This window comes from Pseudomonas sp. SG20052 (assembly GCF_031766055.1).
In the GTDB taxonomy this organism is placed as follows: domain Bacteria; phylum Pseudomonadota; class Gammaproteobacteria; order Pseudomonadales; family Pseudomonadaceae; genus Aquipseudomonas; species Aquipseudomonas mandelii.
The window spans coordinates 6077824-6104322 of sequence record NZ_CP134498.1; the positions used below are offsets into that span (position 1 = coordinate 6077824).

The 26499-nt window shown below is 54.1% G+C and carries 16 protein-coding genes, 6 tRNA genes and 3 rRNA genes; all 25 read right to left on the reverse strand.

What is annotated here, in order from left to right; genetic code table 11:
- Positions 1 to 31 precede the first annotated feature (31 nt).
- The 25 genes from fusA to tyrS all read right to left on the reverse strand — a co-directional run bounded on the left by fusA (position 32) and on the right by tyrS (position 26332).
- Positions 32 to 2137: an elongation factor G gene (gene fusA / locus RHP74_RS28010; protein WP_010467261.1), complete on the reverse strand. Its 2106-nt coding sequence runs from the start codon at positions 2135 to 2137 to the stop codon at positions 32 to 34.
- Positions 2138 to 2167: 30 nt separating this feature from the next.
- The gene (gene rpsG / locus RHP74_RS28015) at positions 2168 to 2638 is read right to left on the reverse strand and encodes a 30S ribosomal protein S7 (protein ID WP_002555493.1); all 471 of its coding nucleotides are present in this window, start codon (positions 2636 to 2638) and stop codon (positions 2168 to 2170) included.
- A 118-nt stretch (positions 2639 to 2756) separates the two neighbouring features.
- Complete coding sequence (gene rpsL, locus RHP74_RS28020; protein WP_002555494.1) at positions 2757 to 3128, reverse strand: 30S ribosomal protein S12; 372 nt, start codon at positions 3126 to 3128, stop codon at positions 2757 to 2759.
- Between the two features lie 216 nt (positions 3129 to 3344).
- Positions 3345 to 7544, reverse strand: coding sequence for a DNA-directed RNA polymerase subunit beta' (gene rpoC, locus RHP74_RS28025; protein ID WP_007896632.1), 4200 nt, complete (start codon positions 7542 to 7544; stop codon positions 3345 to 3347).
- Positions 7545 to 7608: 64 nt separating this feature from the next.
- Complete coding sequence (gene rpoB / locus RHP74_RS28030; protein ID WP_010467260.1) at positions 7609 to 11682, reverse strand: DNA-directed RNA polymerase subunit beta; 4074 nt, start codon at positions 11680 to 11682, stop codon at positions 7609 to 7611.
- 220 nt (positions 11683 to 11902) lie between these two features.
- Positions 11903 to 12268 (reverse strand): 50S ribosomal protein L7/L12, encoded by a 366-nt coding sequence (gene rplL / locus RHP74_RS28035; protein WP_077749256.1) that lies wholly within the window; start codon positions 12266 to 12268, stop codon positions 11903 to 11905.
- Between the two features lie 80 nt (positions 12269 to 12348).
- Positions 12349 to 12849, reverse strand: coding sequence for a 50S ribosomal protein L10 (gene rplJ, locus RHP74_RS28040; protein ID WP_010467255.1), 501 nt, complete (start codon positions 12847 to 12849; stop codon positions 12349 to 12351).
- 198 nt (positions 12850 to 13047) lie between these two features.
- Positions 13048 to 13743 (reverse strand): 50S ribosomal protein L1, encoded by a 696-nt coding sequence (gene rplA, locus RHP74_RS28045; protein ID WP_007896626.1) that lies wholly within the window; start codon positions 13741 to 13743, stop codon positions 13048 to 13050.
- On the reverse strand, positions 13743 to 14174 hold the full coding sequence (gene rplK / locus RHP74_RS28050; RefSeq protein ID WP_003210097.1) for a 50S ribosomal protein L11: 432 nt from the start codon (positions 14172 to 14174) through the stop codon (positions 13743 to 13745). The genes rplA and rplK overlap by 1 nt, the downstream gene beginning before the upstream one ends.
- Positions 14175 to 14291: 117 nt before the next feature.
- Positions 14292 to 14825, reverse strand: a complete 534-nt coding sequence (nusG, locus tag RHP74_RS28055; RefSeq protein WP_007896622.1) for a transcription termination/antitermination protein NusG — start codon at positions 14823 to 14825, stop codon at positions 14292 to 14294.
- A 9-nt stretch (positions 14826 to 14834) separates the two neighbouring features.
- The gene (secE, locus tag RHP74_RS28060; protein ID WP_154913634.1) at positions 14835 to 15203 is read right to left on the reverse strand and encodes a preprotein translocase subunit SecE; all 369 of its coding nucleotides are present in this window, start codon (positions 15201 to 15203) and stop codon (positions 14835 to 14837) included.
- A gap of 45 nt (positions 15204 to 15248) precedes the next feature.
- Positions 15249 to 15324, reverse strand: a tRNA-Trp gene (locus RHP74_RS28065).
- 53 nt (positions 15325 to 15377) lie between these two features.
- The gene (gene tuf, locus RHP74_RS28070; protein ID WP_010467251.1) at positions 15378 to 16571 is read right to left on the reverse strand and encodes an elongation factor Tu; all 1194 of its coding nucleotides are present in this window, start codon (positions 16569 to 16571) and stop codon (positions 15378 to 15380) included.
- Between the two features lie 83 nt (positions 16572 to 16654).
- Positions 16655 to 16730, reverse strand: a tRNA-Thr gene (locus RHP74_RS28075).
- Between the two features lie 27 nt (positions 16731 to 16757).
- Positions 16758 to 16831, reverse strand: a tRNA-Gly gene (locus RHP74_RS28080).
- A 24-nt stretch (positions 16832 to 16855) separates the two neighbouring features.
- Positions 16856 to 16940 (reverse strand) — tRNA-Tyr (locus tag RHP74_RS28085).
- 142 nt (positions 16941 to 17082) lie between these two features.
- Entirely contained in the window at positions 17083 to 17523 is a 441-nt protein-coding gene (locus RHP74_RS28090) for a hypothetical protein (RefSeq protein ID WP_200667143.1), read from the reverse strand.
- Between the two features lie 7 nt (positions 17524 to 17530).
- Positions 17531 to 18280, reverse strand: a complete 750-nt coding sequence (locus tag RHP74_RS28095; RefSeq protein ID WP_200667145.1) for a pantothenate kinase — start codon at positions 18278 to 18280, stop codon at positions 17531 to 17533.
- Entirely contained in the window at positions 18270 to 19229 is a 960-nt protein-coding gene (birA, locus tag RHP74_RS28100; protein WP_282410500.1) for a bifunctional biotin--[acetyl-CoA-carboxylase] ligase/biotin operon repressor BirA, read from the reverse strand. The genes RHP74_RS28095 and birA overlap by 11 nt, the downstream gene beginning before the upstream one ends.
- A gap of 136 nt (positions 19230 to 19365) precedes the next feature.
- A 5S ribosomal RNA gene (gene rrf, locus RHP74_RS28105) occupies positions 19366 to 19481 on the reverse strand.
- A gap of 158 nt (positions 19482 to 19639) precedes the next feature.
- Positions 19640 to 22531: ribosomal RNA gene (locus tag RHP74_RS28110) — 23S ribosomal RNA — on the reverse strand.
- Between the two features lie 249 nt (positions 22532 to 22780).
- Positions 22781 to 22856, reverse strand: a tRNA-Ala gene (locus tag RHP74_RS28115).
- Between the two features lie 27 nt (positions 22857 to 22883).
- A tRNA-Ile gene (locus RHP74_RS28120) sits at positions 22884 to 22960 on the reverse strand.
- Between the two features lie 82 nt (positions 22961 to 23042).
- Positions 23043 to 24581, reverse strand: a 16S ribosomal RNA gene (locus tag RHP74_RS28125).
- The 16S, 23S and 5S rRNA genes sit together here with 2 tRNA genes alongside, the layout of an rRNA operon.
- A gap of 551 nt (positions 24582 to 25132) precedes the next feature.
- The gene (gene tyrS, locus RHP74_RS28130) at positions 25133 to 26332 is read right to left on the reverse strand and encodes a tyrosine--tRNA ligase (RefSeq protein ID WP_311096756.1); all 1200 of its coding nucleotides are present in this window, start codon (positions 26330 to 26332) and stop codon (positions 25133 to 25135) included.
- Positions 26333 to 26499 lie beyond the last annotated feature (167 nt).

Below are 26499 nucleotides of genomic sequence, written 5' to 3' on the forward strand. Positions count from 1 at the left end.
GACAATTAACTCCTAGCCTAAAGGGGCTGAATCAGCCTTGTTTTTTGGTAACGGTTTCGACGATGTGCGACGGAGCCGTATTGTATTTTTTGAATTCCATAGAGTAGCTTGCGCGACCTTGGGACATGGAACGGACGTCAGTTGCATAACCGAACATCTCGCCCAGCGGAACCTCAGCACGAATTACTTTGCCGGAGACCGTGTCTTCCATACCCAGGATCATGCCGCGACGACGGTTAAGGTCGCCCATCACGTCACCCATATAGTCTTCAGGTGTAACAACCTCTACCGCCATGATCGGCTCAAGCAACTCACCACCGCCCTTCTGGGCCAGTTGCTTGGTTGCCATGGAAGCAGCCACCTTAAACGCCATCTCGTTGGAGTCGACGTCGTGGTAAGAACCATCAAACACGGTAGCCTTCAGGCCGATTAGCGGATAGCCGGCCACAACGCCGTTCTTCATCTGCTCTTCGATACCCTTCTGGATAGCCGGGATGTATTCCTTAGGAACCACACCACCCACTACTTCGTTCAGGAATTGCAGACCTTCCTGACCTTCGTCAGCAGGAGCAAAACGAATCCAGCAGTGACCGAACTGGCCACGACCGCCGGACTGACGAACGAACTTGCCTTCAATTTCGCAGCTCTTCGTGATGCGCTCACGGTACGAAACTTGTGGCTTACCGATGTTGGCTTCGACGTTGAACTCACGGCGCATCCGGTCAACCAGGATGTCCAGGTGCAACTCGCCCATGCCGGAGATGATCGTTTGACCAGTCTCTTCATCAGTCTTGACGCGGAAAGATGGATCTTCCTGAGCGAGCTTGCCCAGAGCGATACCCATTTTTTCCTGGTCATCCTTGGTCTTAGGCTCTACGGCAACCGAAATAACCGGCTCCGGGAAGTCCATGCGAACCAGGATGATTGGCTTGTCAGCGTTGCACAAAGTCTCACCAGTGGTGACGTCCTTCATGCCGATCAAGGCCGCGATGTCACCAGCGCGTACTTCCTTGATTTCTTCACGGGCGTTTGCGTGCATTTGCACCATACGACCCACACGCTCTTTCTTGCCTTTAACCGAGTTGATCACGCCGTCGCCGGAGGCCAACACGCCCGAGTAAACTCGAACGAAGGTCAAGGTACCCACGAATGGGTCGGTAGCGATCTTGAACGCCAGAGCCGAGAACGGCTCGCTGTCGTCTGCGTGACGCTCCATTTCCTTGGTCTCGTCATCCGGGTCTGTACCCTTGATGGCAGGAATGTCGGAAGGAGCAGGCAGGTAGTCGATCACGGCGTCGAGAACCAGGGGAACACCCTTGTTCTTGAAGGAAGAACCGCAAACAGCCAGAACGATCTCACCAGCGATAGTACGCTGACGCAGAGCGGCCTTGATTTCCGCGTTGGTGAGTTCTTCACCTTCGAGGTACTTGTTCATCAGCTCTTCGCTGGCTTCAGCCGCAGCTTCAACCATATTGCCGCGCCATTCGTCAGCCAGTTCCTGCAGTTCTGCAGGGATAGGCTTGCGAACTGGAACCATGCCTTTGTCAGAATCATTCCAGTAAACAGCTTCCATAGCCATCAGGTCGATCTGACCCTGGAAGTTGTCTTCGGAACCGATAGCCAACTGGATTGGAACCGGGGTGTGACCCAGACGCTGTTTGATCTGACCGATCACGCGCAGGAAGTTCGCACCAGCACGGTCCATCTTGTTTACATAAACAAGACGTGGAACGCCGTACTTGTTGGCCTGACGCCATACGGTTTCCGACTGAGGCTCAACACCCGAGGTGCCGCAGAACACAACGACCGCGCCGTCGAGAACACGCAAGGAACGCTCAACTTCAATAGTGAAGTCAACGTGGCCCGGGGTGTCGATGACGTTGAAGCGATACTGGTCTTTGTGCTGCTTCTCGGAACCCTGCCAGAAGGCGGTAATAGCAGCAGAAGTAATGGTAATACCACGCTCCTGCTCCTGCACCATCCAGTCTGTGGTCGCGGCGCCGTCATGCACCTCGCCCATTTTGTGACTTTTGCCAGTGTAAAAAAGGACGCGCTCGGTGGTGGTGGTTTTACCAGCATCCACGTGAGCAACGATACCAATGTTACGGTAGCGATTAATCGGTGTAGTACGAGCCATAAAGCCCTCGCAAAATTAGTGACGCTAAAATTAGAAGCGGTAGTGCGAGAAAGCCTTGTTGGCTTCAGCCATACGGTGCACGTCTTCACGCTTCTTAACTGCAGCACCTTTGCCTTCAGCAGCGTCCAACAGTTCGCCAGCCAAACGCAGAGCCATAGACTTCTCGCCGCGCTTACGGGCGAAGTCTACCAACCAGCGCATTGCCAGAGCGTTACGACGGGACGGACGAACTTCGACCGGAACCTGGTAAGTAGCACCGCCTACACGGCGCGACTTTACTTCGACCAGCGGAGCGATGGCGTCGAGAGCTTTCTCGAAGATTTCCAGGGGATCGCTGTTCTTGCGTTCTTTAACCTTTTCCAGCGCGCCATAAACGATACGCTCGGCAACGGCTTTCTTGCCGCTTTCCATTACGTGGTTCATGAACTTGGCCAGGATCTGGCTGCCGTATTTTGGATCGTCAAGCACTTCGCGCTTGGCTGCTACGCGTCTTCTTGGCATGGATAAGCCCTCAAACGGTCTTCAGGTTCGCTCGGAATCGGTGCCCTTTCGGGACGCCTCCGACCTTACTCTTATCGACTCAGAAAAATAGAAAATCAGTTCTTACAAAAAGCCGCTACTACTTAGGCTTCTTGGTACCGTACTTCGAACGACCCTGGTTACGACCTTTAACGCCGGAAGTATCCAAAGAACCGCGTACGGTGTGGTAACGAACACCTGGCAAGTCTTTTACACGACCGCCGCGGATCAGTACCACGCTGTGCTCTTGCAGGTTGTGGCCTTCACCGCCGATGTACGAGGAAACCTCGAAACCGTTGGTCAGACGCACACGGCATACTTTACGCAGTGCCGAGTTAGGTTTTTTCGGCGTGGTGGTATACACACGGGTGCATACGCCACGACGTTGCGGGCAGTTCTGCAGCGCAGGCACGTCGGATTTCTCGACGATACGCTTACGCGGCTGACGTACCAGCTGGTTGATAGTTGCCATCTACTAGCTCCACTGTTGTCTTGCGACGCTATTGTCTTGCAAGAAAAGCAAAATGGCAGGAACGAATTCCCGCCAAATTTAGGGGTACAAGAGTCTAAAGAGGATCTTGTCCCCAGTCAAGGCAAGGCCCCGACCTCCCCGCTCATCCAACCTCGACAAATTGTCTCGATTCGATGAACGGAACGACCGGGGCCCCACACTCATTTACCGCAGAACTCAGTTACCGCTCGAGTTCAGTGCTTCGGTCAGTGCAGCTTCCACTTCACTGGCGCTAACGCGCAACGGTTTGTCAGCATCACGGCGGCGCTTGCGCTCGCTGTGATAAGCCAGACCGGTACCGGCCGGGATCAGACGACCCACGACTACGTTTTCTTTCAGGCCGCGCAGGTAATCGCGCTTGCCGGTTACCGCCGCTTCGGTCAGTACGCGAGTGGTTTCCTGGAAGGAAGCCGCCGAGATGAACGATTCGGTGGACAACGACGCCTTGGTGATACCCAGCAGCACGCGAGTGAACTTGGAAACGAATTTCTCGTCGCCAGCCAAACGCTCGTTCTCTACCAGAACGTGAGTCAATTCCATCTGGTCGCCCTTGATGAAACTGGAATCGCCGGATTCAGCGATTTCAACTTTACGCAGCATCTGACGCAGGATGGTCTCGATGTGCTTATCGTTGATCTTCACGCCTTGCAGACGATAAACGTCCTGGATCTCGTTCACGATGTACTTGGCCAGCGCACTCACACCCAGCAGACGCAGGATGTCGTGTGGATCGCTTGGGCCGTCGGAGATAACTTCGCCGCGGTTTACCTGTTCGCCTTCGAAGACGTTCAGGTGACGCCACTTCGGAATCAGCTCTTCATACGGATCGCTACCGTCGTTCGGGGTAATGACCAGACGGCGCTTGCCTTTGGTCTCTTTACCGAACGCGATGGTGCCGCTGACTTCAGCCAGAATCGAGGCTTCTTTCGGACGACGGGCTTCGAACAAGTCGGCAACACGCGGCAGACCACCGGTGATGTCACGGGTTTTCGAAGTCTCTTGCGGAATACGAGCGATAACATCACCGATCGCGATTTTCGCGCCGTCCGCTACACCGACCAGGGCGTTAGCAGGCAGGAAGTACTGAGCAATTACGTCGGTACCCGGCAGCAAGAGATCCTTGCCGTTGTCATCAACCATCTTCACAGCAGGACGGATATCTTTACCGGCAGCTGGACGGTCTTTGGCGTCGAGTACTTCAATGTTGGTCATACCGGTCAATTCGTCAGTCTGACGCTTGATCGTGATGCCTTCTTCCATGCCCACGTAGGTCACGGTACCTTTCATTTCGGTAACGATTGGGTGAGTGTGCGGATCCCACTTGGCCACGATTGCGCCAGCGTCGACCTTGTCACCTTCTTTAACCGAAATCACAGCACCGTACGGCAGCTTGTAACGCTCGCGCTCACGACCGAAGTCATCAGCGATCGCCAGCTCACCGGAACGGGACACAGCAACCAGGCAACCATCCACTCGCTCAACGTGTTTCAGGTTATGCAGACGGACGGTACCGCCATTCTTCACCTGAACGCTATCAGCTGCGGAGGTCCGGCTTGCCGCACCACCGATGTGGAACGTACGCATGGTCAGCTGGGTACCCGGCTCACCGATGGACTGGGCAGCGATAACGCCGACCGCTTCACCGATGTTCACCTGGTGACCACGAGCCAAGTCACGGCCGTAGCACTTGGCGCAAATGCCATAGCGGGTTTCGCAGCTGATCGGCGAACGCACGATCACTTCGTCGATGCTGTTCAGCTCGATGAACTCGACCCACTTCTCGTCTACCAGCGTGCCGGCAGGAACGATGATTTCTTCGGTACCTGGCTTGAACACGTCACGAGCAATGACACGACCCAATACGCGCTCGCCCAACGGCTCGACAACGTCACCGCCTTCAATGTGCGGAGTCATTACCAGGCCATGTTCGGTGCCGCAATCGATCTCGGTCACAACCAGATCCTGCGCCACGTCTACCAGACGACGAGTCAGGTAACCGGAGTTCGCAGTTTTCAACGCGGTATCCGCCAAACCTTTACGAGCACCGTGAGTGGAGATGAAGTACTGAAGTACGCTCAAACCTTCACGGAAGTTCGCAGTAATCGGCGTTTCGATGATGGAACCGTCCGGCTTGGCCATCAGGCCACGCATACCGGCGAGCTGACGGATCTGCGCAGCAGAACCCCGTGCGCCCGAGTCGGCCATCATGTACATCGAGTTGAAGGACTCTTGGTCGACTTCGACGCCATGACGGTCGATGACTTTCTCTTTCGAGAGGTTGGCCATCATCGCCTTGGAAACTTCGTCGTTCGCCTTGGACCAAAGGTCGATCACTTTGTTGTACTTCTCGCCCTGGGTTACCAGGCCGGAGGCGTACTGACTTTCGATCTCTTTCACTTCGTCGGTAGCAGCACCGATGATGCGGGCTTTTTCATCCGGGATAACGAAGTCGTTAACACCGATGGAAACGCCGGAGATGGTCGAATAAGCAAAACCGGTGTACATCAACTGGTCAGCGAAGATCACGGTCTCTTTCAAACCAACCACGCGGTAGCACTGGTTGATCAGCTTGGAGATCGCCTTTTTCTTCATCGGCTGGTTGACGACGTCGTATGACAGGCCAGGTGGAACAACCTGGAACAACAGCGCACGGCCGACAGTGGTGTCGACGATACGGGTGTTCTTGACGCTGCCACCATCACGATCGTTGACGGTTTCGTTGATCCGCACTTTGACCTTGGCGTGCAGTGCGGCTTCGCCGGCACGGAACACACGGTCAACTTCTTGCAGATCCGCGAACACACGACCTTCGCCTTTGGCGTTGATCGCTTCACGAGTCATGTAGTACAGACCCAATACAACGTCCTGCGACGGAACGATGATTGGCTCACCGTTGGCTGGCGACAGAATGTTGTTGGTCGACATCATCAACGCACGCGCTTCCAACTGGGCTTCCAGTGTCAGCGGTACGTGCACGGCCATTTGGTCGCCGTCGAAGTCGGCGTTGTACGCAGCACAGACCAGAGGGTGCAGCTGGATAGCCTTACCTTCGATCAGCACCGGTTCAAACGCCTGGATACCCAGACGGTGAAGGGTCGGTGCACGGTTGAGGAGAACCGGGTGTTCACGGATCACTTCAGCGAGAACGTCCCAAACCTCTGGCAGCTCGCGCTCGACCATCTTCTTGGCAGCTTTGATGGTGGTAGCGAGACCACGCATTTCCAGCTTGCCGAAGATGAACGGCTTGAACAGCTCGAGGGCCATTTTCTTCGGCAGACCGCACTGGTGCAGACGCAGGGTCGGACCTACGGTAATTACCGAACGACCGGAGTAGTCAACACGCTTACCGAGCAAGTTCTGACGGAAACGACCTTGCTTACCCTTGATCATGTCAGCCAGGGATTTCAGAGGACGCTTGTTCGAACCGGTGATAGCGCGGCCACGACGACCGTTGTCGAGCAGTGCATCGACAGCTTCCTGCAACATACGCTTTTCGTTGCGCACGATGATGTCCGGAGCGGACAGATCGAGCAGACGCTTCAAGCGGTTGTTACGGTTGATCACTCGACGATACAGATCGTTGAGGTCGGAAGTCGCGAAGCGACCGCCATCCAGCGGGACCAGTGGACGCAGATCTGGCGGCAGAACCGGCAGAACGGTCAGCACCATCCATTCTGGAAGGTTGCCGGAACCCTGGAAGGCTTCCATCAACTTCAAACGCTTGGACAGCTTTTTGATTTTGGTTTCGGAGTTGGTTTGCGGAATTTCTTCGCGCAGACGGCCAATCTCGTGTTCCAGGTCGATAGCGTGCAGCAGTTCACGGACAGCTTCGGCACCCATACGGGCATCGAAATCGTCGCCGAACTCTTCCAGCGCTTCGAAGTACTGCTCGTCGTTGAGCAGCTGACCTTTTTCAAGGGTGGTCATGCCTGGATCGATAACGACATAGCTCTCAAAATAGAGAACGCGTTCGATATCACGCAGGGTCATGTCCATCAGCAAGCCGATACGCGACGGCAGCGATTTCAAGAACCAGATGTGGGCAACTGGCGAGGCCAGTTCGATGTGCGCCATGCGCTCACGACGAACTTTAGCCAGCGCGACTTCAACGCCGCACTTCTCGCAGATCACGCCACGGTGCTTCAAGCGCTTGTACTTACCGCACAGGCACTCGTAATCCTTTACCGGGCCAAAGATCTTGGCGCAGAACAGGCCGTCACGTTCAGGTTTGAACGTACGGTAGTTGATGGTTTCCGGCTTTTTAACTTCACCGAACGACCACGAACGGATCATCTCAGGCGATGCCAATCCAATACGGATGGCGTCGAACTCTTCGACTTGACCCTGGTTTTTCAGCAAATTCAGTAGGTCTTTCAAGGCCTTTCCTCCTGGCGGAGCAGAGAGCGGGCAATCCTGCCCCGCTCTCGATTCGCGTCACGTGTTATTCGGTTTCCAGATCGATATCGATGCCGAGGGAACGAATTTCCTTGATCAACACGTTGAAAGACTCGGGCATGCCCGGCTCCATACGGTGATCGCCATCCACGATGTTTTTGTACATCTTGGTACGGCCGTTCACATCGTCCGACTTCACTGTGAGCATTTCTTGCAGAGTGTAAGCAGCACCGTATGCTTCCAGTGCCCAGACCTCCATCTCCCCGAAACGCTGACCACCGAACTGCGCCTTACCACCCAGCGGCTGCTGGGTAACCAGGCTGTACGAACCGGTAGAACGAGCGTGCATCTTGTCGTCTACCAAGTGGTTCAGCTTCAGCATGTACATGTAGCCAACAGTAACCGGGCGCTCGAACTTGTTGCCGGTACGGCCGTCGGTCAGCTGCATCTGGCCGCTTTCTGGCAGGTCTGCCAGTTTCAGCATGGCCTTGATTTCGCTTTCCTTGGCGCCGTCGAACACTGGAGTGGCCATTGGAACGCCGCCACGCAGGTTCTTCGCCAGATCCAGGATTTCCTGGTCGGAGAAGCTATCCAGATCTTCGTTACGACCGCCGATCTGGTTGTAGATCTCGTCGAGGAATTTACGAAGCTCAGCGACTTTGCGCTGCTCTTCGATCATCCGGTTGATCTTCTCGCCCAGACCTTTGGCCGCGAGGCCCAGGTGGGTTTCAAGGATCTGACCAACGTTCATACGCGAAGGTACGCCCAACGGGTTGAGGACGACGTCGACCGGAGTGCCATTGGCATCGTGCGGCATGTCTTCAACCGGCATGATCACGGAGACCACACCCTTGTTACCGTGACGACCGGCCATCTTGTCGCCCGGCTGGATGCGGCGACGGATTGCCAGGTAAACCTTGACGATTTTCAGCACGCCTGGAGCCAGGTCATCGCCCTGCTGCAGTTTGCGCTTCTTGTCTTCGAACTTGTCGTCCAGCAGACGGCGGCGATCAACGATGTAGGCCTGAGCCTTCTCAAGCTGCTCGTTCAGAGCATCTTCAGCCATGCGCAGTTTGAACCACTGACCATGCTCAAGACCGTCGAGAACTTCGTCGGTGATGTCCTGACCTTTCTTCAGGCCGGCGCCGCCTTCGGCTTTGTGGCCGACCAGAGCGGAACGCAGACGTTCGAAAGTGGCGCCTTCAACGATACGGAACTCTTCGTTCAGGTCCTTGCGGATCTCGTCGAGTTGAGTCTTCTCGATCGACAGTGCACGAGCATCACGCTCAACGCCGTCGCGGGTGAAGACCTGTACGTCGATGACGGTACCCTTGGTGCCGGTAGGCACGCGCAGGGAGGTGTCTTTAACGTCGCTGGCTTTTTCACCGAAGATGGCACGCAGCAGTTTTTCTTCCGGAGTCAGCTGGGTCTCGCCTTTCGGAGTGACCTTACCAACCAGGATGTCGCCTGCGCCTACTTCAGCACCTACGTAAACGATACCGGCTTCGTCCAGCTTGTTCAGTGCAGCTTCACCCACGTTCGGGATGTCTGCAGTGATTTCCTCTGGCCCAAGCTTGGTGTCACGCGCCACACAGGTCAGTTCCTGAATGTGGATCGTGGTGAAGCGATCTTCCTGAACCACACGTTCGGACAGGCAGATGGAGTCTTCGAAGTTGAAGCCGTTCCATGCCATGAACGCGATGCGCATGTTCTGACCCAGAGCCAGCTCACCCATATCGGTGGACGGACCGTCGGCCATGATGTCGCTACGCTGAACCCGATCACCTTTACGCACCAGCGGACGCTGGTTGATGCAGGTGTTCTGGTTGGAGCGGGTGTACTTGGTCAGGTTGTAGATGTCGACACCAGCTTCGCCGGTTTCAACTTCGTCATCAGCAACTCGAACCACGATACGGCTGGCGTCGACGGAATCGATAACGCCACCACGACGAGCCACGACGCAAACGCCGGAGTCACGAGCTACGTTACGCTCCATGCCGGTACCGACCAGCGGCTTGTCAGCGCGCAGAGTTGGTACAGCTTGACGCTGCATGTTCGAACCCATCAACGCACGGTTGGCGTCGTCGTGCTCGAGGAACGGGATCAGCGACGCAGCAACCGAAACTACTTGCTTCGGCGATACGTCCATCAAGGTGACGTCTTCAGGCGCCTTGACGGTGAATTCGTTCAAGTGACGAACAGCTACCAGCTCGTCGATCAGGACTTTCTTGTCGTTCATCGTGGCCGAAGCCTGAGCGATCACGTGATCAGCTTCTTCGATGGCGGACAGGAACACGATCTCGTCGGTGACCAGAGCGTCTTTCACCACACGGTACGGGCTCTCGAGGAAGCCGTACTGGTTGGTGCGCGCATAGGCAGCCAGGGAGTTGATCAGACCGATGTTCGGACCTTCCGGCGTTTCAATCGGGCATACACGACCATAGTGAGTCGGGTGTACGTCACGAACTTCAAAGCCAGCACGCTCACGAGTCAAACCGCCAGGGCCGAGTGCAGACACACGACGCTTGTGGGTGATCTCGGACAGCGGGTTGTTCTGGTCCATGAACTGGGAAAGCTGGCTGGAACCGAAGAACTCTTTCACCGCCGCAGCCACTGGCTTGGCGTTGATCAGGTCTTGCGGCATCAGGCCTTCGCTTTCAGCCATCGACAGACGCTCTTTGACCGCACGCTCAACACGTACCAGGCCAACGCGGAACTGGTTCTCGGCCATTTCGCCTACGCAGCGAACACGACGGTTACCCAGGTGGTCGATGTCATCGACGATGCCTTTACCGTTACGGATGTCGACCAGAGTCTTCAGTACCGCGACGATGTCTTCTTTGCACAACACGCCCGAACCTTCGATCTCGGTACGACCGATACGACGGTTGAACTTCATCCGGCCGACCGCAGACAGGTCATAGCGCTCAGGGCTGAAGAACAGGTTGTTGAACAGAGTCTCGGCAGCGTCTTTGGTTGGCGGCTCGCCTGGACGCATCATGCGATAGATCTCGACCAGCGCTTCCAATTGGTTGCTGGTGGAGTCGATCTTCAGAGTGTCGGAGACAAACGGACCGCAGTCGATATCGTTGGTGTACAGAGTTTCGATGCGAACAACCTGGGCCTTGGCGATTTTCGCCAGGATCTCGGTGTTCAGCTCGGTGTTGCACTCTGCCAGGATTTCGCCGGTTGCCGGATGCACGATGGCCTTGGCTGTAGTGCGACCCAGAACGTAGTCCAGAGGCACTTCCAGGGTCTTGAGACCGGCTTTTTCGATCTGGTTGATGTGGCGCGCAGTAATACGGCGACCAGCCTCAACGATGACCTTGCCCTTCTCATCCTGAATATCAAGAACAGCGATTTCACCACGCAGACGCGAAGCAATCAGTTCCAGACTGAGGGTTTCGCCGCTCAGGTGGAAAACGTTGGTGGTGTAGAACGCGTCGAGCACTTCTTCAGTGGTATAGCCGAGCGCGCGCAGCAGTACCGATGCAGGCAGCTTGCGACGACGGTCGATACGCACGAACACGCAGTCTTTCGGGTCGAACTCGAAGTCCAGCCACGAACCGCGGTAAGGAATGATGCGCGCGGAGTACAGCAGTTTGCCGGAGCTGTGCGTCTTGCCACGGTCGTGGTCGAAGAACACGCCCGGGGAACGGTGCAGCTGGGAAACGATTACACGCTCGGTACCGTTGATTACGAAGGTACCGTTCTCAGTCATCAGGGGGATTTCACCCATGTAGACTTCTTGCTCTTTAATGTCCTTGATCGCTTTGTTCGACGATTCTTTGTCGAAAATGATCAGACGCACTTTTACCCGCAAAGGTACGGCGTAAGTCACACCGCGCAATACGCATTCTTTGACATCAAATGCCGGTTCGCCCAGGCGATAACCGACGTACTCCAGCGCAGCATTGCCGGAGTAGCTGATGATCGGGAAAACGGATTTGAAGGCCGCATGCAGGCCCACGTCGCGGAACTGATCTTTAGTCGCTCCCGCTTGCAAGAATTCACGATACGAATCCAGCTGGATGGCCAGGAGGTACGGCACATCCATGACGTCCGGCAACTTGCTAAAGTCCTTGCGGATACGTTTTTTCTCAGTATATGAGTAAGCCATCAGCGTTCCCCAGCTTGGTCACCTGCTTGTTTGGCCCCTCCCGACGGGAGCAGCCAGAAAATCGTGCAAACCCCATGGTTTGCGCCACCGCATCGGGTGGTTACAGCTCGTTACCAGCACCGACCCAGTCGGCTGCCAATAACGGAAAAAGGCCGGTGGCAAGAGCCACCAGCCATCAGCCTTTCGCTTAACGCTCGGGCTGGAGGAGCAAAGTCGATGCTTACTTCAGCTCGACTTTAGCGCCTGCTTCTTCCAGAGTGGCTTTGGCTTTGTCAGCTGCGTCTTTCGAAACAGCTTCCAGAACGATGCCAGGAGCGCCGTCAACTACAGCCTTGGCTTCTTTCAGGCCCAGACCGGTCAGTTCACGTACTGCCTTGATCACGTTAACTTTCTTCTCGCCAGCTTCCAGCAGCATGACGTTGAATTCAGTTTGTTCTTCAACAACAGCAGCGACAGCAGCTGGACCAGCGGAAGCAGCGGCAGCAGAAACGCCGAACTTCTCTTCCATGGCCTTGATCAGCTCAACGATTTCCAGAACGGATTTTTCGCCGATTGCTTCGATGATTTGGTCGTTAGTCAGAGACATGACTATAAATTCCTGTATTGGGGTGACAGCCTACGCGGCCGTCGAAATAAACAATAAACGCTGAAAGGTGTCGCTCAGCCTTAGGCTGCAGCGGCTTCTTTCTGGTCGCGAAGAGCCGCCAGAGTACGAGCCAATTTGCTGGTTGCGCCTTGAATCACGCTCATCAGCTGAGAAATTGCTTCGTCACGGGTCGGCAGGCTTGCCAGTACGTCGATCTGATTAGCCGCGAGGAACTTGCCCTCGAACGCAGCTGCCTTGATCTCGAACTTATCCTGACCTTTTGCGAACTCTTTGAAGATACGAGCAGCAGCGCCCGGATGTTCTTTGGAGAATGCAATCAAGGTCGGGCCAGTGAACACGTCGTTGAGCACGTCATATTGAGTGCCAGCAACGGCGCGCTTGAGCAGGGTGTTACGTACAACACGTACGTAAACGCCAGCTTCACGAGCCTCTTTACGGAGTCCGGTCATAGCGCCTACTGTTACGCCACGGGCATCAGCCACGACAGCGGACAGAGCAACTTGGGCAGCCTTGTTGACTTCAGCGACGATGGCCTTCTTGTCTTCAAGTTTAATTGCCACGGGAAAAACTCCTGCTTGTTACCGTTTCATCCAACCGAGGCCAGATGTCGTTTTGGTGTCTGATTCGGTAAGGAACCGGGAGCACCATCTGCGTAGGCTTGAGGTTTAAGACTTGCGTCGCCTACGGTCTTGGATAGCCCCCGCCAGGCAGGGACCCCAATCTTTCAATTGGCGCAATCGCTTGCGCCAACCTGTGTCTTACGCGTCGAGCGAGCCTTGGTCGATGACCAGACCTGGACCCATGGTGGTGCTCAGGGTAACGCGCTTGACGTAAATACCTTTCGAGGAAGCTGGCTTGATACGCTTCAGATCAGCGATCAGGGCTTCAACGTTTTCCTTCAGCTTGACGGCATCAAAGCCGACTTTGCCAACGGAGGTGTGAATGATGCCGTTTTTGTCGGTGCGATAACGAACCTGACCAGCCTTGGCGTTTTTAACCGCGGTAGCTACGTCTGGCGTTACGGTGCCGACTTTAGGGTTAGGCATCAGGCCGCGCGGGCCCAGGATCTGACCCAACTGACCAACAACGCGCATGGCATCCGGGGATGCGATAACTACGTCATAGTTCAGGTCGCCGCCTTTCATTTCGGCAGCCAGGTCGTCCATACCTACACGGTCAGCGCCGGCAGCCAGAGCGGCCTCAGCAGCTGGACCCTGGGTGAACACAGCTACGCGAACGGTCTTGCCAGTGCCGTGTGGCAGCACAGTAGCGCTACGAACAACCTGGTCAGATTTACGCGGGTCAACACCCAGGTTTACAGCAACGTCGAACGACTCGCTGAACTTGACAGTCGACAGCTCAGCCAGCAGGGCGGCAGCATCTACAAAGTTGTAGGACTTGCCCGCTTCGATTTTGCCGGCGATAGCCTTTTGACGCTTGGTCAACTTAGCCATTACACACCCTCCACGTTAAGGCCCATGCTACGAGCAGAACCGGCGATAGTACGCACGGCTGCGTCCATATCAGCTGCAGTCAGATCCGCGTTTTTGGTTTTCGCGATTTCTTCCAGCTGAGCACGGGTCACGGTGCCAACCTTAACGGTGTTCGGACGAGCGGAACCGCTAGTCAGACCAGCAGCCTTCTTCAGCAGAACCGAAGCAGGGGTGGACTTGGTTTCGAAAGTGAAGCTACGGTCGCTGTAGACAGTGATGATCACTGGAGTCGGCAGACCTGGTTCAATACCCTGAGTACGGGCGTTGAAAGCCTTGCAGAATTCCATGATGTTCACGCCGTGCTGACCCAAAGCAGGACCAACAGGTGGGCTTGGGTTAGCCTGAGCGGCCTTCACTTGCAGCTTGATGTAAGCGGTAATCTTCTTGGCCATGAGGCACTCCAATTACGGGTTCGAACGCCTCGAAAGGCTCCCCGGTTACTTGCGCGTTTATCCCAGTGACGACAAAACCCCACAGCCTAGGGCTGCGGGGTTGGGATGCTTGCTCAGCTAGACCTTTTCGACCTGACTGAACTCTAACTCTACCGGAGTAGAGCGACCGAAAATGAGCACTGCCACTTGGATCCGGCTCTTTTCGTAGTTAACTTCTTCGACCGTGCCAGTGAAATCAGCAAACGGCCCGTCATTGACACGTACCGACTCACCCGGCTCGAACAACGTCTTCGGCTTCGGCTTGTCGCTACCATCAGCAACACGACGCAGAATCGCTTCTGCCTCTTTATCAGTGATCGGCGCAGGTTTATCAGCTGTACCACCGATGAAACCCATCACCCGAGGAGTATCCTTGACCAAGTGCCAAGTACCCTCATTCATGTCCATCTGAACCAGCACATAACCTGGGAAGAATTTGCGCTCGCTTTTGCGTTTCTGGCCATTACGCATTTCAACCACTTCTTCAGTGGGAACCAGAATCTCGCCAAAGCCATCTTCCATGCCAGCCAGCTTTACGCGCTCTACCAACGAGCGCATGACATGCTTCTCGTAACCGGAGTAAGCATGCACAACGTACCAACGCTTAGCCACGGGACACCCTTAGCCGACAATCAAGGAAACAAGCCAGCCGAGCAGGGAATCAAGCCCCCACAACAGCAACGCCATAACCAGAACAACAGCCACAACAATCAGCGTGGTCTGCGTGGTTTCTTGGCGAGTTGGCCACACGACTTTACGAATTTCGGTGCGAGCTTCCTTAACCAGTACAAAGAAAGACTTGCCCTTGACTGTCTGCAGGCCTACAAAGGCAGCTACGACAGCAATGGCGAGCAATGCAAGTACGCGGTACAGGATCGGCGAAGCAGAGTAATACTGATTGCCAACAACGCCAACAACCACCAATGCGACTACTACAAGCCACTTGAGCAGATCGAAGCGAGAGCCTTGAGCTTCAGCTTTAGGAGTCATCTATGAAGATCCTGTGAAAAGAAAGCCAGACACACCAAGTGAATCTGGCAGGTCAGGAGGGAATCGAACCCCCAACCTACGGTTTTGGAGACCGTCGCTCTGCCAATTGAGCTACTGACCTAAAACAAAATCAGGCCGACCATTATGCCGGCCCGAAAAAGACATTACAACAATTTACTCGATAACTTTGGCTACGACACCAGCGCCGACGGTACGACCGCCTTCACGGATAGCGAAACGCAAGCCATCTTCCATCGCGATGGTTTTGATCAGAGTGACAGTCATTTGAATGTTGTCACCTGGCATCACCATTTCAACGCCTTCTGGCAATTCGCAGTTACCAGTCACATCAGTTGTACGGAAGTAGAACTGCGGACGATAACCCTTGAAGAACGGAGTATGACGCCCTCCTTCTTCCTTGCTCAGAACGTAAACCTCAGCAGTGAACTTGGTATGCGGCTTGACTGTGCCCGGCTTGACCAGAACCTGGCCACGCTCGACATCATCACGCTTGGTACCGCGCAGCAGAACGCCGCAGTTCTCGCCAGCACGACCTTCGTCGAGCAGCTTGCGGAACATCTCAACACCAGTACAAGTAGTTTTGACAGTGTCACGAAGACCAACAATCTCAACTTCTTCCTGAATGCGGACAATGCCACGCTCAACACGACCAGTCACAACAGTGCCGCGACCGGAGATCGAGAACACATCCTCGATCGGCATCAGGAACGGCTTATCAATAGCACGCTCAGGCTGCGGAATATATGTATCCAGCGTCTCGACCAACTTCTTGACGGCAGTGGTACCCATCTCGTTGTCGTCTTGACCGTTCAACGCCATCAGCGCCGAACCAATGATGATAGGAGTGTCGTCGCCTGGGAAATCGTAAGTGCTCAACAGATCGCGCACTTCCATCTCAACCAGCTCCAACAGCTCAGCATCGTCAACCATGTCAGCCTTGTTCAGGAAGACAACGATGTACGGAACGCCAACCTGACGGGACAACAGGATGTGCTCACGGGTTTGCGGCATCGGACCATCAGCGGCCGAGCAAACCAGAATAGCGCCATCCATCTGAGCAGCACCGGTAATCATGTTCTTTACGTAGTCGGCATGACCTGGACAGTCAACGTGTGCGTAGTGACGCACAGCCGAATCGTACTCAACGTGAGCTGTGTTAATGGTGATACCACGTGCTTTTTCTTCTGGGGCGCTATCGATCTTGTCGAAGTCAACCTTTGCCGAACCGAAAACCTCGGAGCAGACACGGGTCAGCGCAGCGGTCAGGGTAGTTTTGCCGTGGTCTACGTGACCAATGGTGCCTACGTTGACGTGCGGCTTATTACGTTCGAACTTTTCCTTAGCCATCGAAGCAACCCCCAGCAGAAGATTTAAACAGTAATACCAGCCATTAAAACAAAGGCAGATATTTTCATATCTGCCTTGTTATATGGAGCTCTTGAGCGGATTTGAACCGCTGACCTCACCCTTACCAAGGGTGTGCTCTACCAACTGAGCTACAAGAGCGTAACGCCTTTGCAGGACCTGCAAACTTGGAGCGGGTAGCGGGAATCGAACCCGCATCATCAGCTTGGAAGGCTGAGGTTCTACCACTAAACTATACCCGCGGAGCTTGCAGCTCTCGCTAAAAATGGTGGAGGGGGAAGGATTCGAACCTTCGAAGTCGTAGACGTCAGATTTACAGTCTGATCCCTTTGGCCGCTCGGGAACCCCTCCTAAGCGAGCCGGCATTCTATATCATGCCGACCTTCTGTCAAGCATTTTCTCATTAAAAACCTGAGGTTAGCTGCGTTGACACCGCTTCGTACCGCTGACCGTTAAAGGTCTTCACTGCGAAGCGGGCGCCATTCTATGCAAACTATTCCGAAGGCGCAACCCCCTCGCACGGCATTATTTTATGTTTTAACTCATTGAATTCTTTGGAAAGGTTTAGCAACTGAAGATCATCCACTAAACGCCGGCTTTCAGGTGCTACACGGAGCCAGTAGCCAGACGGATCAGAGGAGTCTTTTGGCAAGGCTTGAACTTTGATATCCATCCTACCCAGTCGGCGCTCAGCTGCCAGGGCGACCTCCTGACGGGTGAAACCACCCAAATAAAGGCAGCCACTATCGGCCGACGCCAACTTTACCTTCTCACGTCCTGCATCAGCTGCCTCGCTTAGCAAACGGATATCCTGGTGCGATCCTCGATACAAACTCAAAGGCGTTACATCTTTCGCACGCAGCGGGGCCTCTTGTTGATGCCAGATGTAATAGAAGACATTGAGAACCAGCAACAGCAGGAACAACCAACGCATAAGAACCTCAAGACAAAGGGCATGCCATCGCCAGACCTACAAACACCAGGTCTGGAACCAGCCTGGCATCCGGTACGATTTCAGAGACGAGCGTCGCATCGCCTCCCGTGAGGAATACCGCAAAATCCTTCCCCCAATAACTACGCGCCATTTCCAGCTGAGTCAGGACAAACCCCCTCAACATCAGCGAACATCCACGCTCAACCGCCTCAACAGTTGTGCGACCAGGCACGAGGCTTTCCAGCGCACGCTCGGCAGCGATATCGCCATAGCGAATCTTACGGGTATGAGTTCGCAACTGGTTGCGCATCAGAGGCATTCCAGGGCAAATAAACCCGCCAAGATGCTCTCCGTCCCCCGCAATAAAATCAGCAGTCACTGCCGTACCGAAATCGAGCACCAGACACGCTCCTGGGGAAAGATGAAATCCACCAAGCATCGCAAGCCATCGATCAAGTCCCAACCGCTCGAACTCTTCGTATCCATTTCGAACGCCAGCCATCTCGCGCGCCGGCGCGGCACATATCGCGGACACTGAGAACGTTTGTGCCAGTAGAGAAGTCAATGCAGCAGTCTCTTCGGTCGTTCTCACGCTGACCAACCGGCAATGTTTGAGGGACAGCCCCTCAAGTCGATTCAGGCTTTCCAGCAACGCGAGATCCGAATCCACCACCCCCTCTCCAAACACCTGCTTGGCATCCGCATAGAGAACGCGCCACTTTATAAAACTGTTTCCGCAGTCGAGCTCAAGAATCATCACGCAACCTCAGGCTGAGCTCACCACCACTAAAGACTTTTTCCACACCATTTACCTTCAAGCGTAAGGCACCCTGGCTGTCGATACCCAACACCTCACCATCAATCTGGTTGACACCAGCAATCAACGAGACTGCCCGCCCTTGCCAAAGATGGTTCTGCTCCCATTCCCGCTGAATGGCGGAAAACCCATCAATCTGATGACGGGTCAGATACTTCTGAAGCATCAACCCTAATTGCGAGACAAGGTGATTGCGATCAAGCACCCCGCCCGACTCCAGCCGCACGGATGTCCATTGCTGATCAATCTCATCGGTTGCCTGCATGTTCACATTAATTCCAACACCCAGCACCACGTGACACACGTCAGCAGGATCACCCACCAACTCGAGCAATATCCCGGCGATCTTTTTCTGACCAACCAGAACATCGTTGGGCCACTTCAAGCCCGCGCCCGGGATACCGAGATCTCTCAACGTTTGCATGACAGCAAGCCCGACCACAAGACTCAACCCTTCAAGCTGACGCATTCCACCTTCGATGCGCAATACGAGGCTGTAATAGATGTTTTCTGCGAAAGGACTGGCCCAATTTCGCCCACGTCGGCCGCGACCCGCAGTCTGCCGTTCGGAGAGCACCAAAAATGGTGCAGCCTGGCCTCGGTGTATTGCGCGCAACGCTTCAGCATTAGTGGAGTCAATTGAGTCGAAGAGCAGAATAGGCCAGTCGCACGAGGGCGCCTGTTCTTTTATGCGGGCAGGATCAAGCAGCGTCAGTGGCGTAGCCAATTGATAGCCACGTCCGCGCACCTTGTGGATAGACAAGCCAAGCTCAGCTTCTAAATGCTGTAGCTGCTTCCATACCGCACTACGACTGATGCCCAAGGCGACGCCCAGGGCCTGACCCGAATGGAACTTGCCATCCTTAAGAAGCTTTAACAACGTCAGCATGCAAGTCTCGCCTCACAATGAGGCCCGCATGATAGCCATGCCCCGGGCCGTTGCATAGAAACCCGGAGAGCCAGATTTTCCTGCGGACAAAACAAAACCCCTACCTGCATACGCAGATAGGGGTTTCGGAATTTAATCTTGACGATGACCTACTCTCACATGGGGAAACCCCACACTACCATCGGCGATGCATCGTTTCACTGCTGAGTTCGGGATGGGATCAGGTGGTTCCAATGCTCTATGGTCGTCAAGAAATTCGGTAGCCAGGTCGCTTGCCTTACGGCGCACGCTCCAGCGAATGGGTATGTGATAGATCTCGGTGTTTGTGAACAATCGAACTTTCGGTTCATTTCGTCTTCACACACCGCAATCTGGTGCCTTTTCAGGTCAGCAAATTGCTTGGGTGTTATATGGTCAAGCCTCACGGGCAATTAGTATTGGTTAGCTCAACGCCTCACAGCGCTTACACACCCAACCTATCAACGTCGTAGTCTTCGACGGCCCTTCAGGGGACTCAAGGTCCCAGTGAGATCTCATCTTGAGGCTAGTTTCCCGCTTAGATGCTTTCAGCGGTTATCTATTCCGAACATAGCTACCCGGCAATGCCACTGGCGTGACAACCGGAACACCAGAGGTTCGTCCACTCCGGTCCTCTCGTACTAGGAGCAGCCCCTCTCAAATCTCAAACGTCCACGGCAGATAGGGACCGAACTGTCTCACGACGTTCTAAACCCAGCTCGCGTACCACTTTAAATGGCGAACAGCCATACCCTTGGGACCGGCTTCAGCCCCAGGATGTGATGAGCCGACATCGAGGTGCCAAACACCGCCGTCGATATGAACTCTTGGGCGGTATCAGCCTGTTATCCCCGGAGTACCTTTTATCCGTTGAGCGATGGCCCTTCCATACAGAACCACCGGATCACTAAGACCTACTTTCGTACCTGCTCGACGTGTCTGTCTCGCAGTCAAGCGCGCTTTTGCCTTTATACTCTACGACCGATTTCCGACCGGTCTGAGCGCACCTTCGTACTCCTCCGTTACTCTTTAGGAGGAGACCGCCCCAGTCAAACTACCCACCATACACTGTCCTCGATCCGGATAACGGACCTGAGTTAGAACCTCAAAGTTGCCAGGGTGGTATTTCAAGGTTGGCTCCACGCGAACTGGCGTCCACGCTTCAAAGCCTCCCACCTATCCTACACAAGCAAATTCAAAGTCCAGTGCAAAGCTATAGTAAAGGTTCACGGGGTCTTTCCGTCTAGCCGCGGATACACTGCATCTTCACAGCGATTTCAATTTCACTGAGTCTCGGGTGGAGACAGCGCCGCCATCGTTACGCCATTCGTGCAGGTCGGAACTTACCCGACAAGGAATTTCGCTACCTTAGGACCGTTATAGTTACGGCCGCCGTTTACCGGGGCTTCGATCAAGAGCTTCGCGTTAGCTAACCCCATCAATTAACCTTCCGGCACCGGGCAGGCGTCACACCCTATACGTCCACTTTCGTGTTTGCAGAGTGCTGTGTTTTTAATAAACAGTCGCAGCGGCCTGGTATCTTCGACCGGCATGGGCTTACGCAGTAAATGCTTCACCCTCACCGGCGCACCTTCTCCCGAAGTTACGGTGCCATTTTGCCTAGTTCCTTCACCCGAGTTCTCTCAAGCGCCTTGGTATTCTCTACCCAACCACCTGTGTCGGTTTGGGGTACGGTTCCTGGTTACCTGAAGCTTAGAAGCTTTTCTTGGAAGCATGGCATCAACCACTTCGTGTTCTAAAAGAACACTCGTCATCAGCTCTCGGCCTTAGAATCCCGGATTTACCTAAGATTCCAGCCTACCACCTTAAACTTGGACAACCAACGCCAAGCTGGCCTAGCCTTCTCCGTCCCTCCATCGCAATAACCAGAAGTACAGGAATATTAACCTGTTTTCCATCGACTACGCTTTTCAGCCTCGCCTTAGGGACCGACTAACCCTGCGTCGATTAACGTTGCGCAGGAAACCTTGGTCTTTCGGCGTGGGTGTTTTTCACACCCATTGTCGTTACTCATGTCAGCATTCGCACTTCTGATACCTCCAGCAAGCTTCTCAACTCACCTTCACAGGCTTACAGAACGCTCCTCTACCGCATCACCTAAGTGATACCCGTAGCTTCGGTGTATGGTTTGAGCCCCGTTACATCTTCCGCGCAGGCCGACTCGACTAGTGAGCTATTACGCTTTCTTTAAAGGGTGGCTGCTTCTAAGCCAACCTCCTAGCTGTCTAAGCCTTCCCACATCGTTTCCCACTTAACCATAACTTTGGGACCTTAGCTGACGGTCTGGGTTGTTTCCCTTTTCACGACGGACGTTAGCACCCGCCGTGTGTCTCCCATGCTCGGCACTTGTAGGTATTCGGAGTTTGCATCGGTTTGGTAAGTCGGGATGACCCCCTAGCCGAAACAGTGCTCTACCCCCTACAGTGATACATGAGGCGCTACCTAAATAGCTTTCGAGGAGAACCAGCTATCTCCGAGCTTGATTAGCCTTTCACTCCGATCCACAGGTCATCCGCTAACTTTTCAACGGTAGTCGGTTCGGTCCTCCAGTTAGTGTTACCCAACCTTCAACCTGCCCATGGATAGATCGCCCGGTTTCGGGTCTATTCCCAGCGACTAGACGCCCTATTAAGACTCGCTTTCGCTACGCCTCCCCTATTCGGTTAAGCTCGCCACTGAAAATAAGTCGCTGACCCATTATACAAAAGGTACGCAGTCACCCAACAAAGTGGGCTCCCACTGCTTGTACGCATACGGTTTCAGGATCTATTTCACTCCCCTCTCCGGGGTTCTTTTCGCCTTTCCCTCACGGTACTAGTTCACTATCGGTCAGTCAGTAGTATTTAGCCTTGGAGGATGGTCCCCCCATATTCAGACAAAGTTTCTCGTGCTCCGTCCTACTCGATTTCATGACTAAGAGATTTTCGCGTACAGGGCTATCACCCACTATGGCCGCACTTTCCAGAGCGTTCCGCTAATCTCAAAGCCACTTAAGGGCTAGTCCCCGTTCGCTCGCCACTACTAAGGGAATCTCGGTTGATTTCTTTTCCTCAGGGTACTTAGATGTTTCAGTTCCCCTGGTTCGCCTCTTAAGCCTATGTATTCAGCTTAAGATAACCATCTTATGATGGCTGGGTTCCCCCATTCAGACATCTCCGGATCAAAGTCTGTTTGCCGACTCCCCGAAGCTTTTCGCAGGCTACCACGTCTTTCATCGCCTCTGACTGCCAAGGCATCCACCGTATGCGCTTCTTCACTTGACCATATAACCCCAAGCAATCTGGTTATACTGTGAAGACGACATTCGCCGAAAATTCGATAATACTCAATTAAGAGCAACTCACAAATTTTACCTTAGCCTGATCCGTTACCAGTGAAAGTAACGTCCAGTCTATCTTTCTATCACATACCCAAATTTTTAAAGAACGATCTAGCCAAAGACTAGAAATCAACATTCACCATCATCACGATGGAATGCTCATTTCTAAGCTTTCAACAAACAGAAGCAGTAGTGGTGGAGCCAAACGGGATCGAACCGTTGACCTCCTGCGTGCAAGGCAGGCGCTCTCCCAGCTGAGCTATGGCCCCGTATTTCTACAGGTTCCCACACAAAATTGGTGGGTCTGGGCAGATTCGAACTGCCGACCTCACCCTTATCAGGGGTGCGCTCTAACCAACTGAGCTACAGACCCAATTTCGGGCTGCTTCTTATCGTCTTCTTCAATGAATCAAGCAATTCGTGTGGGAACTTATGGAGCAGCTGATGTCGTCGATTAAGGAGGTGATCCAGCCGCAGGTTCCCCTACGGCTACCTTGTTACGACTTCACCCCAGTCATGAATCACACCGTGGTAACCGTCCCCCCGAAGGTTAGACTAGCTACTTCTGGTGCAACCCACTCCCATGGTGTGACGGGCGGTGTGTACAAGGCCCGGGAACGTATTCACCGCGACATTCTGATTCGCGATTACTAGCGATTCCGACTTCACGCAGTCGAGTTGCAGACTGCGATCCGGACTACGATCGGTTTTCTGGGATTAGCTCCACCTCGCGGCTTGGCAACCCTCTGTACCGACCATTGTAGCACGTGTGTAGCCCAGGCCGTAAGGGCCATGATGACTTGACGTCATCCCCACCTTCCTCCGGTTTGTCACCGGCAGTCTCCTTAGAGTGCCCACCATTACGTGCTGGTAACTAAGGACAAGGGTTGCGCTCGTTACGGGACTTAACCCAACATCTCACGACACGAGCTGACGACAGCCATGCAGCACCTGTCTCAATGTTCCCGAAGGCACCAATCCATCTCTGGAAAGTTCATTGGATGTCAAGGCCTGGTAAGGTTCTTCGCGTTGCTTCGAATTAAACCACATGCTCCACCGCTTGTGCGGGCCCCCGTCAATTCATTTGAGTTTTAACCTTGCGGCCGTACTCCCCAGGCGGTCAACTTAATGCGTTAGCTGCGCCACTAAGAGCTCAAGGCTCCCAACGGCTAGTTGACATCGTTTACGGCGTGGACTACCAGGGTATCTAATCCTGTTTGCTCCCCACGCTTTCGCACCTCAGTGTCAGTATCAGTCCAGGTGGTCGCCTTCGCCACTGGTGTTCCTTCCTATATCTACGCATTTCACCGCTACACAGGAAATTCCACCACCCTCTACCATACTCTAGCTTGTCAGTTTTGAATGCAGTTCCCAGGTTGAGCCCGGGGATTTCACATCCAACTTAACAAACCACCTACGCGCGCTTTACGCCCAGTAATTCCGATTAACGCTTGCACCCTCTGTATTACCGCGGCTGCTGGCACAGAGTTAGCCGGTGCTTATTCTGTCGGTAACGTCAAAACAGATACGTATTAGGTAACTGCCCTTCCTCCCAACTTAAAGTGCTTTACAATCCGAAGACCTTCTTCACACACGCGGCATGGCTGGATCAGGCTTTCGCCCATTGTCCAATATTCCCCACTGCTGCCTCCCGTAGGAGTCTGGACCGTGTCTCAGTTCCAGTGTGACTGATCATCCTCTCAGACCAGTTACGGATCGTCGCCTTGGTGAGCCATTACCTCACCAACTAGCTAATCCGACCTAGGCTCATCTGATAGCGCAAGGCCCGAAGGTCCCCTGCTTTCTCCCGTAGGACGTATGCGGTATTAGCGTCCGTTTCCGAGCGTTATCCCCCACTACCAGGCAGATTCCTAGGCATTACTCACCCGTCCGCCGCTCGCCACCAGGTACAAGTACCCGTGCTGCCGCTCGACTTGCATGTGTTAGGCCTGCCGCCAGCGTTCAATCTGAGCCATGATCAAACTCTTCAGTTCAAACATCTTTGGGTTTTTAAGAAACCCTAAACTTGGCTCAGCAATCGTTGGTTACATCTTTGATTTCTCGCGGAGTAACTTGTGATGCTGATAATCTTGTTGACTATCAGTCTGACTCCACAAGCACCCACACGAATTGCTTGATTCAGTTGTTAAAGAGCGGTTGGTTAAGATCTTTCGTCTCAACCGAGGCGCGCATTCTACAGCAGCCTCTGTTGCTGTCAAGCGGTTATTTCAGAAGTTTTCAAAGTTTCCTTTGCAACTTCAACCACTTGCGCTTCCGATCTCTCGTTAGCGGGAGGCGAATTCTACAGCGTTACTCGCTGCTGTCAACACCTCTTTTTCTCCGCTTTCGACCGAGAAGATCGAACCGTCAATCAAGCCAAACAACCCTGCTTGATCAACTCCTTCTGGGCTTCGATGACCTGAAGCAACTCGCTGTCGAAAACTGCGTAACTCTTTGTTTACCAAGGAGTTTTCCGTTTCGACTGCGCCGGAAGTGGGGCGAATTATAGACTTCCAGAATCTGCCGTCAACCCCTAACTTAAGCTTTATTCAGATTTGAGCGTAATACGCGCAAATGCCTTCTTTCCGGCCTGGCAAACATGGGTCGCGCCCAGCACGTATATAAAGGCGCGATCAACAACCTCTCCATCTATACGCACACCGCCGGAATTCAGCAGATCACGGGCCACCGCCGAGTTCTTCACCAACCCTGCCTTATTAAGGACAGCAGCAATCGGCATGTCTTCAGTAGCCGTCAGCTCGATCTCCGGCAGATCGTCCGGCAACTCGCCATCCTTCATACGATTGCCCGCTGCACGGTGAGCATTGGCCGCGGCCTCTTCACCATGGAAACGCGCAACGATCTCTTCGGCCAGCTTGATCTTGATGTCACGAGGATTGGCGCCCGCCTCGACATCAGCACGGAATGCGTTGATTTCATCCATGGAGCGGAAACTGAGCAATTCGAAGTAGCGCCACATCAGCGCATCCGGAATAGAGACCAGCTTGCCATACATGACACCCGGCGCTTCCTGGATACCGACGTAGTTGCCCAAGGACTTGGACATCTTCTTCACACCATCCAGACCTTCGAGCAGCGGCATCGTCAGAATGCATTGAGCCTCCTGACCATAACCGCGCTGCAGTTCACGCCCCATCAGCAGATTGAACTTCTGATCGGTACCGCCCAACTCGACATCCGCGCGCAAAGCGACCGAGTCATACCCTTGAACCAGCGGATAGAGGAACTCGTGAATAGCGATTGGCTGGTTGGTCGTGTAGCGCTTGTCGAAGTCATCACGCTCAAGCATGCGAGCCACGGTGTACTGCGAAGTCAGACGAATGAAGTCCGCCGGCCCCATCTGGTCCATCCAGGTGGAGTTGAACGCCACCTCGGTTTTGGCCGGATCAAGAATCTTGAAGACTTGAGTCTTGTAGGTCTCGGCATTCTCGAGAACCTGCTCGCGGGTGAGCGGAGGACGCGTTGCGCTCTTGCCGCTCGGATCACCGATCATCCCGGTGAAGTCACCTATAAGGAAGATCACCTGGTGACCCAGTTCCTGGAACTGGCGCAGCTTATTAATAAGCACGGTATGGCCCAGGTGCAAATCCGGCGCGGTCGGATCGAAGCCTGCCTTAATACGCAGCGGCTGGCCACGCTTGAGCTTTTCGATCAGCTCGGACTCGACCAACAGTTCTTCCGCACCACGTTTAATCAGCGCTAGCTGCTCTTCAACCGACTTCATAACAGACCCGCAAGGCTCGAATTCAAAGGGGACCAACCATACAAGATCACGCGTCAAATACAAAGTTTGGCCGGCGCAATGACGCCAATCCGCTGGCAGAGTGACCGCGGACTTGCTTCAGAGATGATTTGGTTATATTTTATACAGTTATTTCATCTTCATCATGT

Coding starts and splice junctions, on each gene's coding strand:
- fusA (WP_010467261.1), bottom strand. CDS start 2,137: ATGGCTCGTACTACACCGATTAATCGCTACCGTAACATTGGTATCGTT.
- rpsG (WP_002555493.1), bottom strand. CDS start 2,638: ATGCCAAGAAGACGCGTAGCAGCCAAGCGCGAAGTGCTTGACGATCCA.
- rpsL (WP_002555494.1), bottom strand. CDS start 3,128: ATGGCAACTATCAACCAGCTGGTACGTCAGCCGCGTAAGCGTATCGTC.
- rpoB (WP_010467260.1), bottom strand. CDS start 11,682: ATGGCTTACTCATATACTGAGAAAAAACGTATCCGCAAGGACTTTAGC.
- rplL (WP_077749256.1), bottom strand. CDS start 12,268: ATGTCTCTGACTAACGACCAAATCATCGAAGCAATCGGCGAAAAATCC.
- rplA (WP_007896626.1), bottom strand. CDS start 13,743: ATGGCTAAGTTGACCAAGCGTCAAAAGGCTATCGCCGGCAAAATCGAA.
- rplK (WP_003210097.1), bottom strand. CDS start 14,174: ATGGCCAAGAAGATTACCGCTTACATCAAGCTGCAAGTGAAGGCCGCT.
- secE (WP_154913634.1), bottom strand. CDS start 15,203: ATGACTCCTAAAGCTGAAGCTCAAGGCTCTCGCTTCGATCTGCTCAAG.
- tuf (WP_010467251.1), bottom strand. CDS start 16,571: ATGGCTAAGGAAAAGTTCGAACGTAATAAGCCGCACGTCAACGTAGGC.
- RHP74_RS28090 (WP_200667143.1), bottom strand. CDS start 17,523: ATGCGTTGGTTGTTCCTGCTGTTGCTGGTTCTCAATGTCTTCTATTAC.
- RHP74_RS28095 (WP_200667145.1), bottom strand. CDS start 18,280: ATGATTCTTGAGCTCGACTGCGGAAACAGTTTTATAAAGTGGCGCGTT.
- birA (WP_282410500.1), bottom strand. CDS start 19,229: ATGCTGACGTTGTTAAAGCTTCTTAAGGATGGCAAGTTCCATTCGGGT.
- tyrS (WP_311096756.1), bottom strand. CDS start 26,332: ATGAAGTCGGTTGAAGAGCAGCTAGCGCTGATTAAACGTGGTGCGGAA.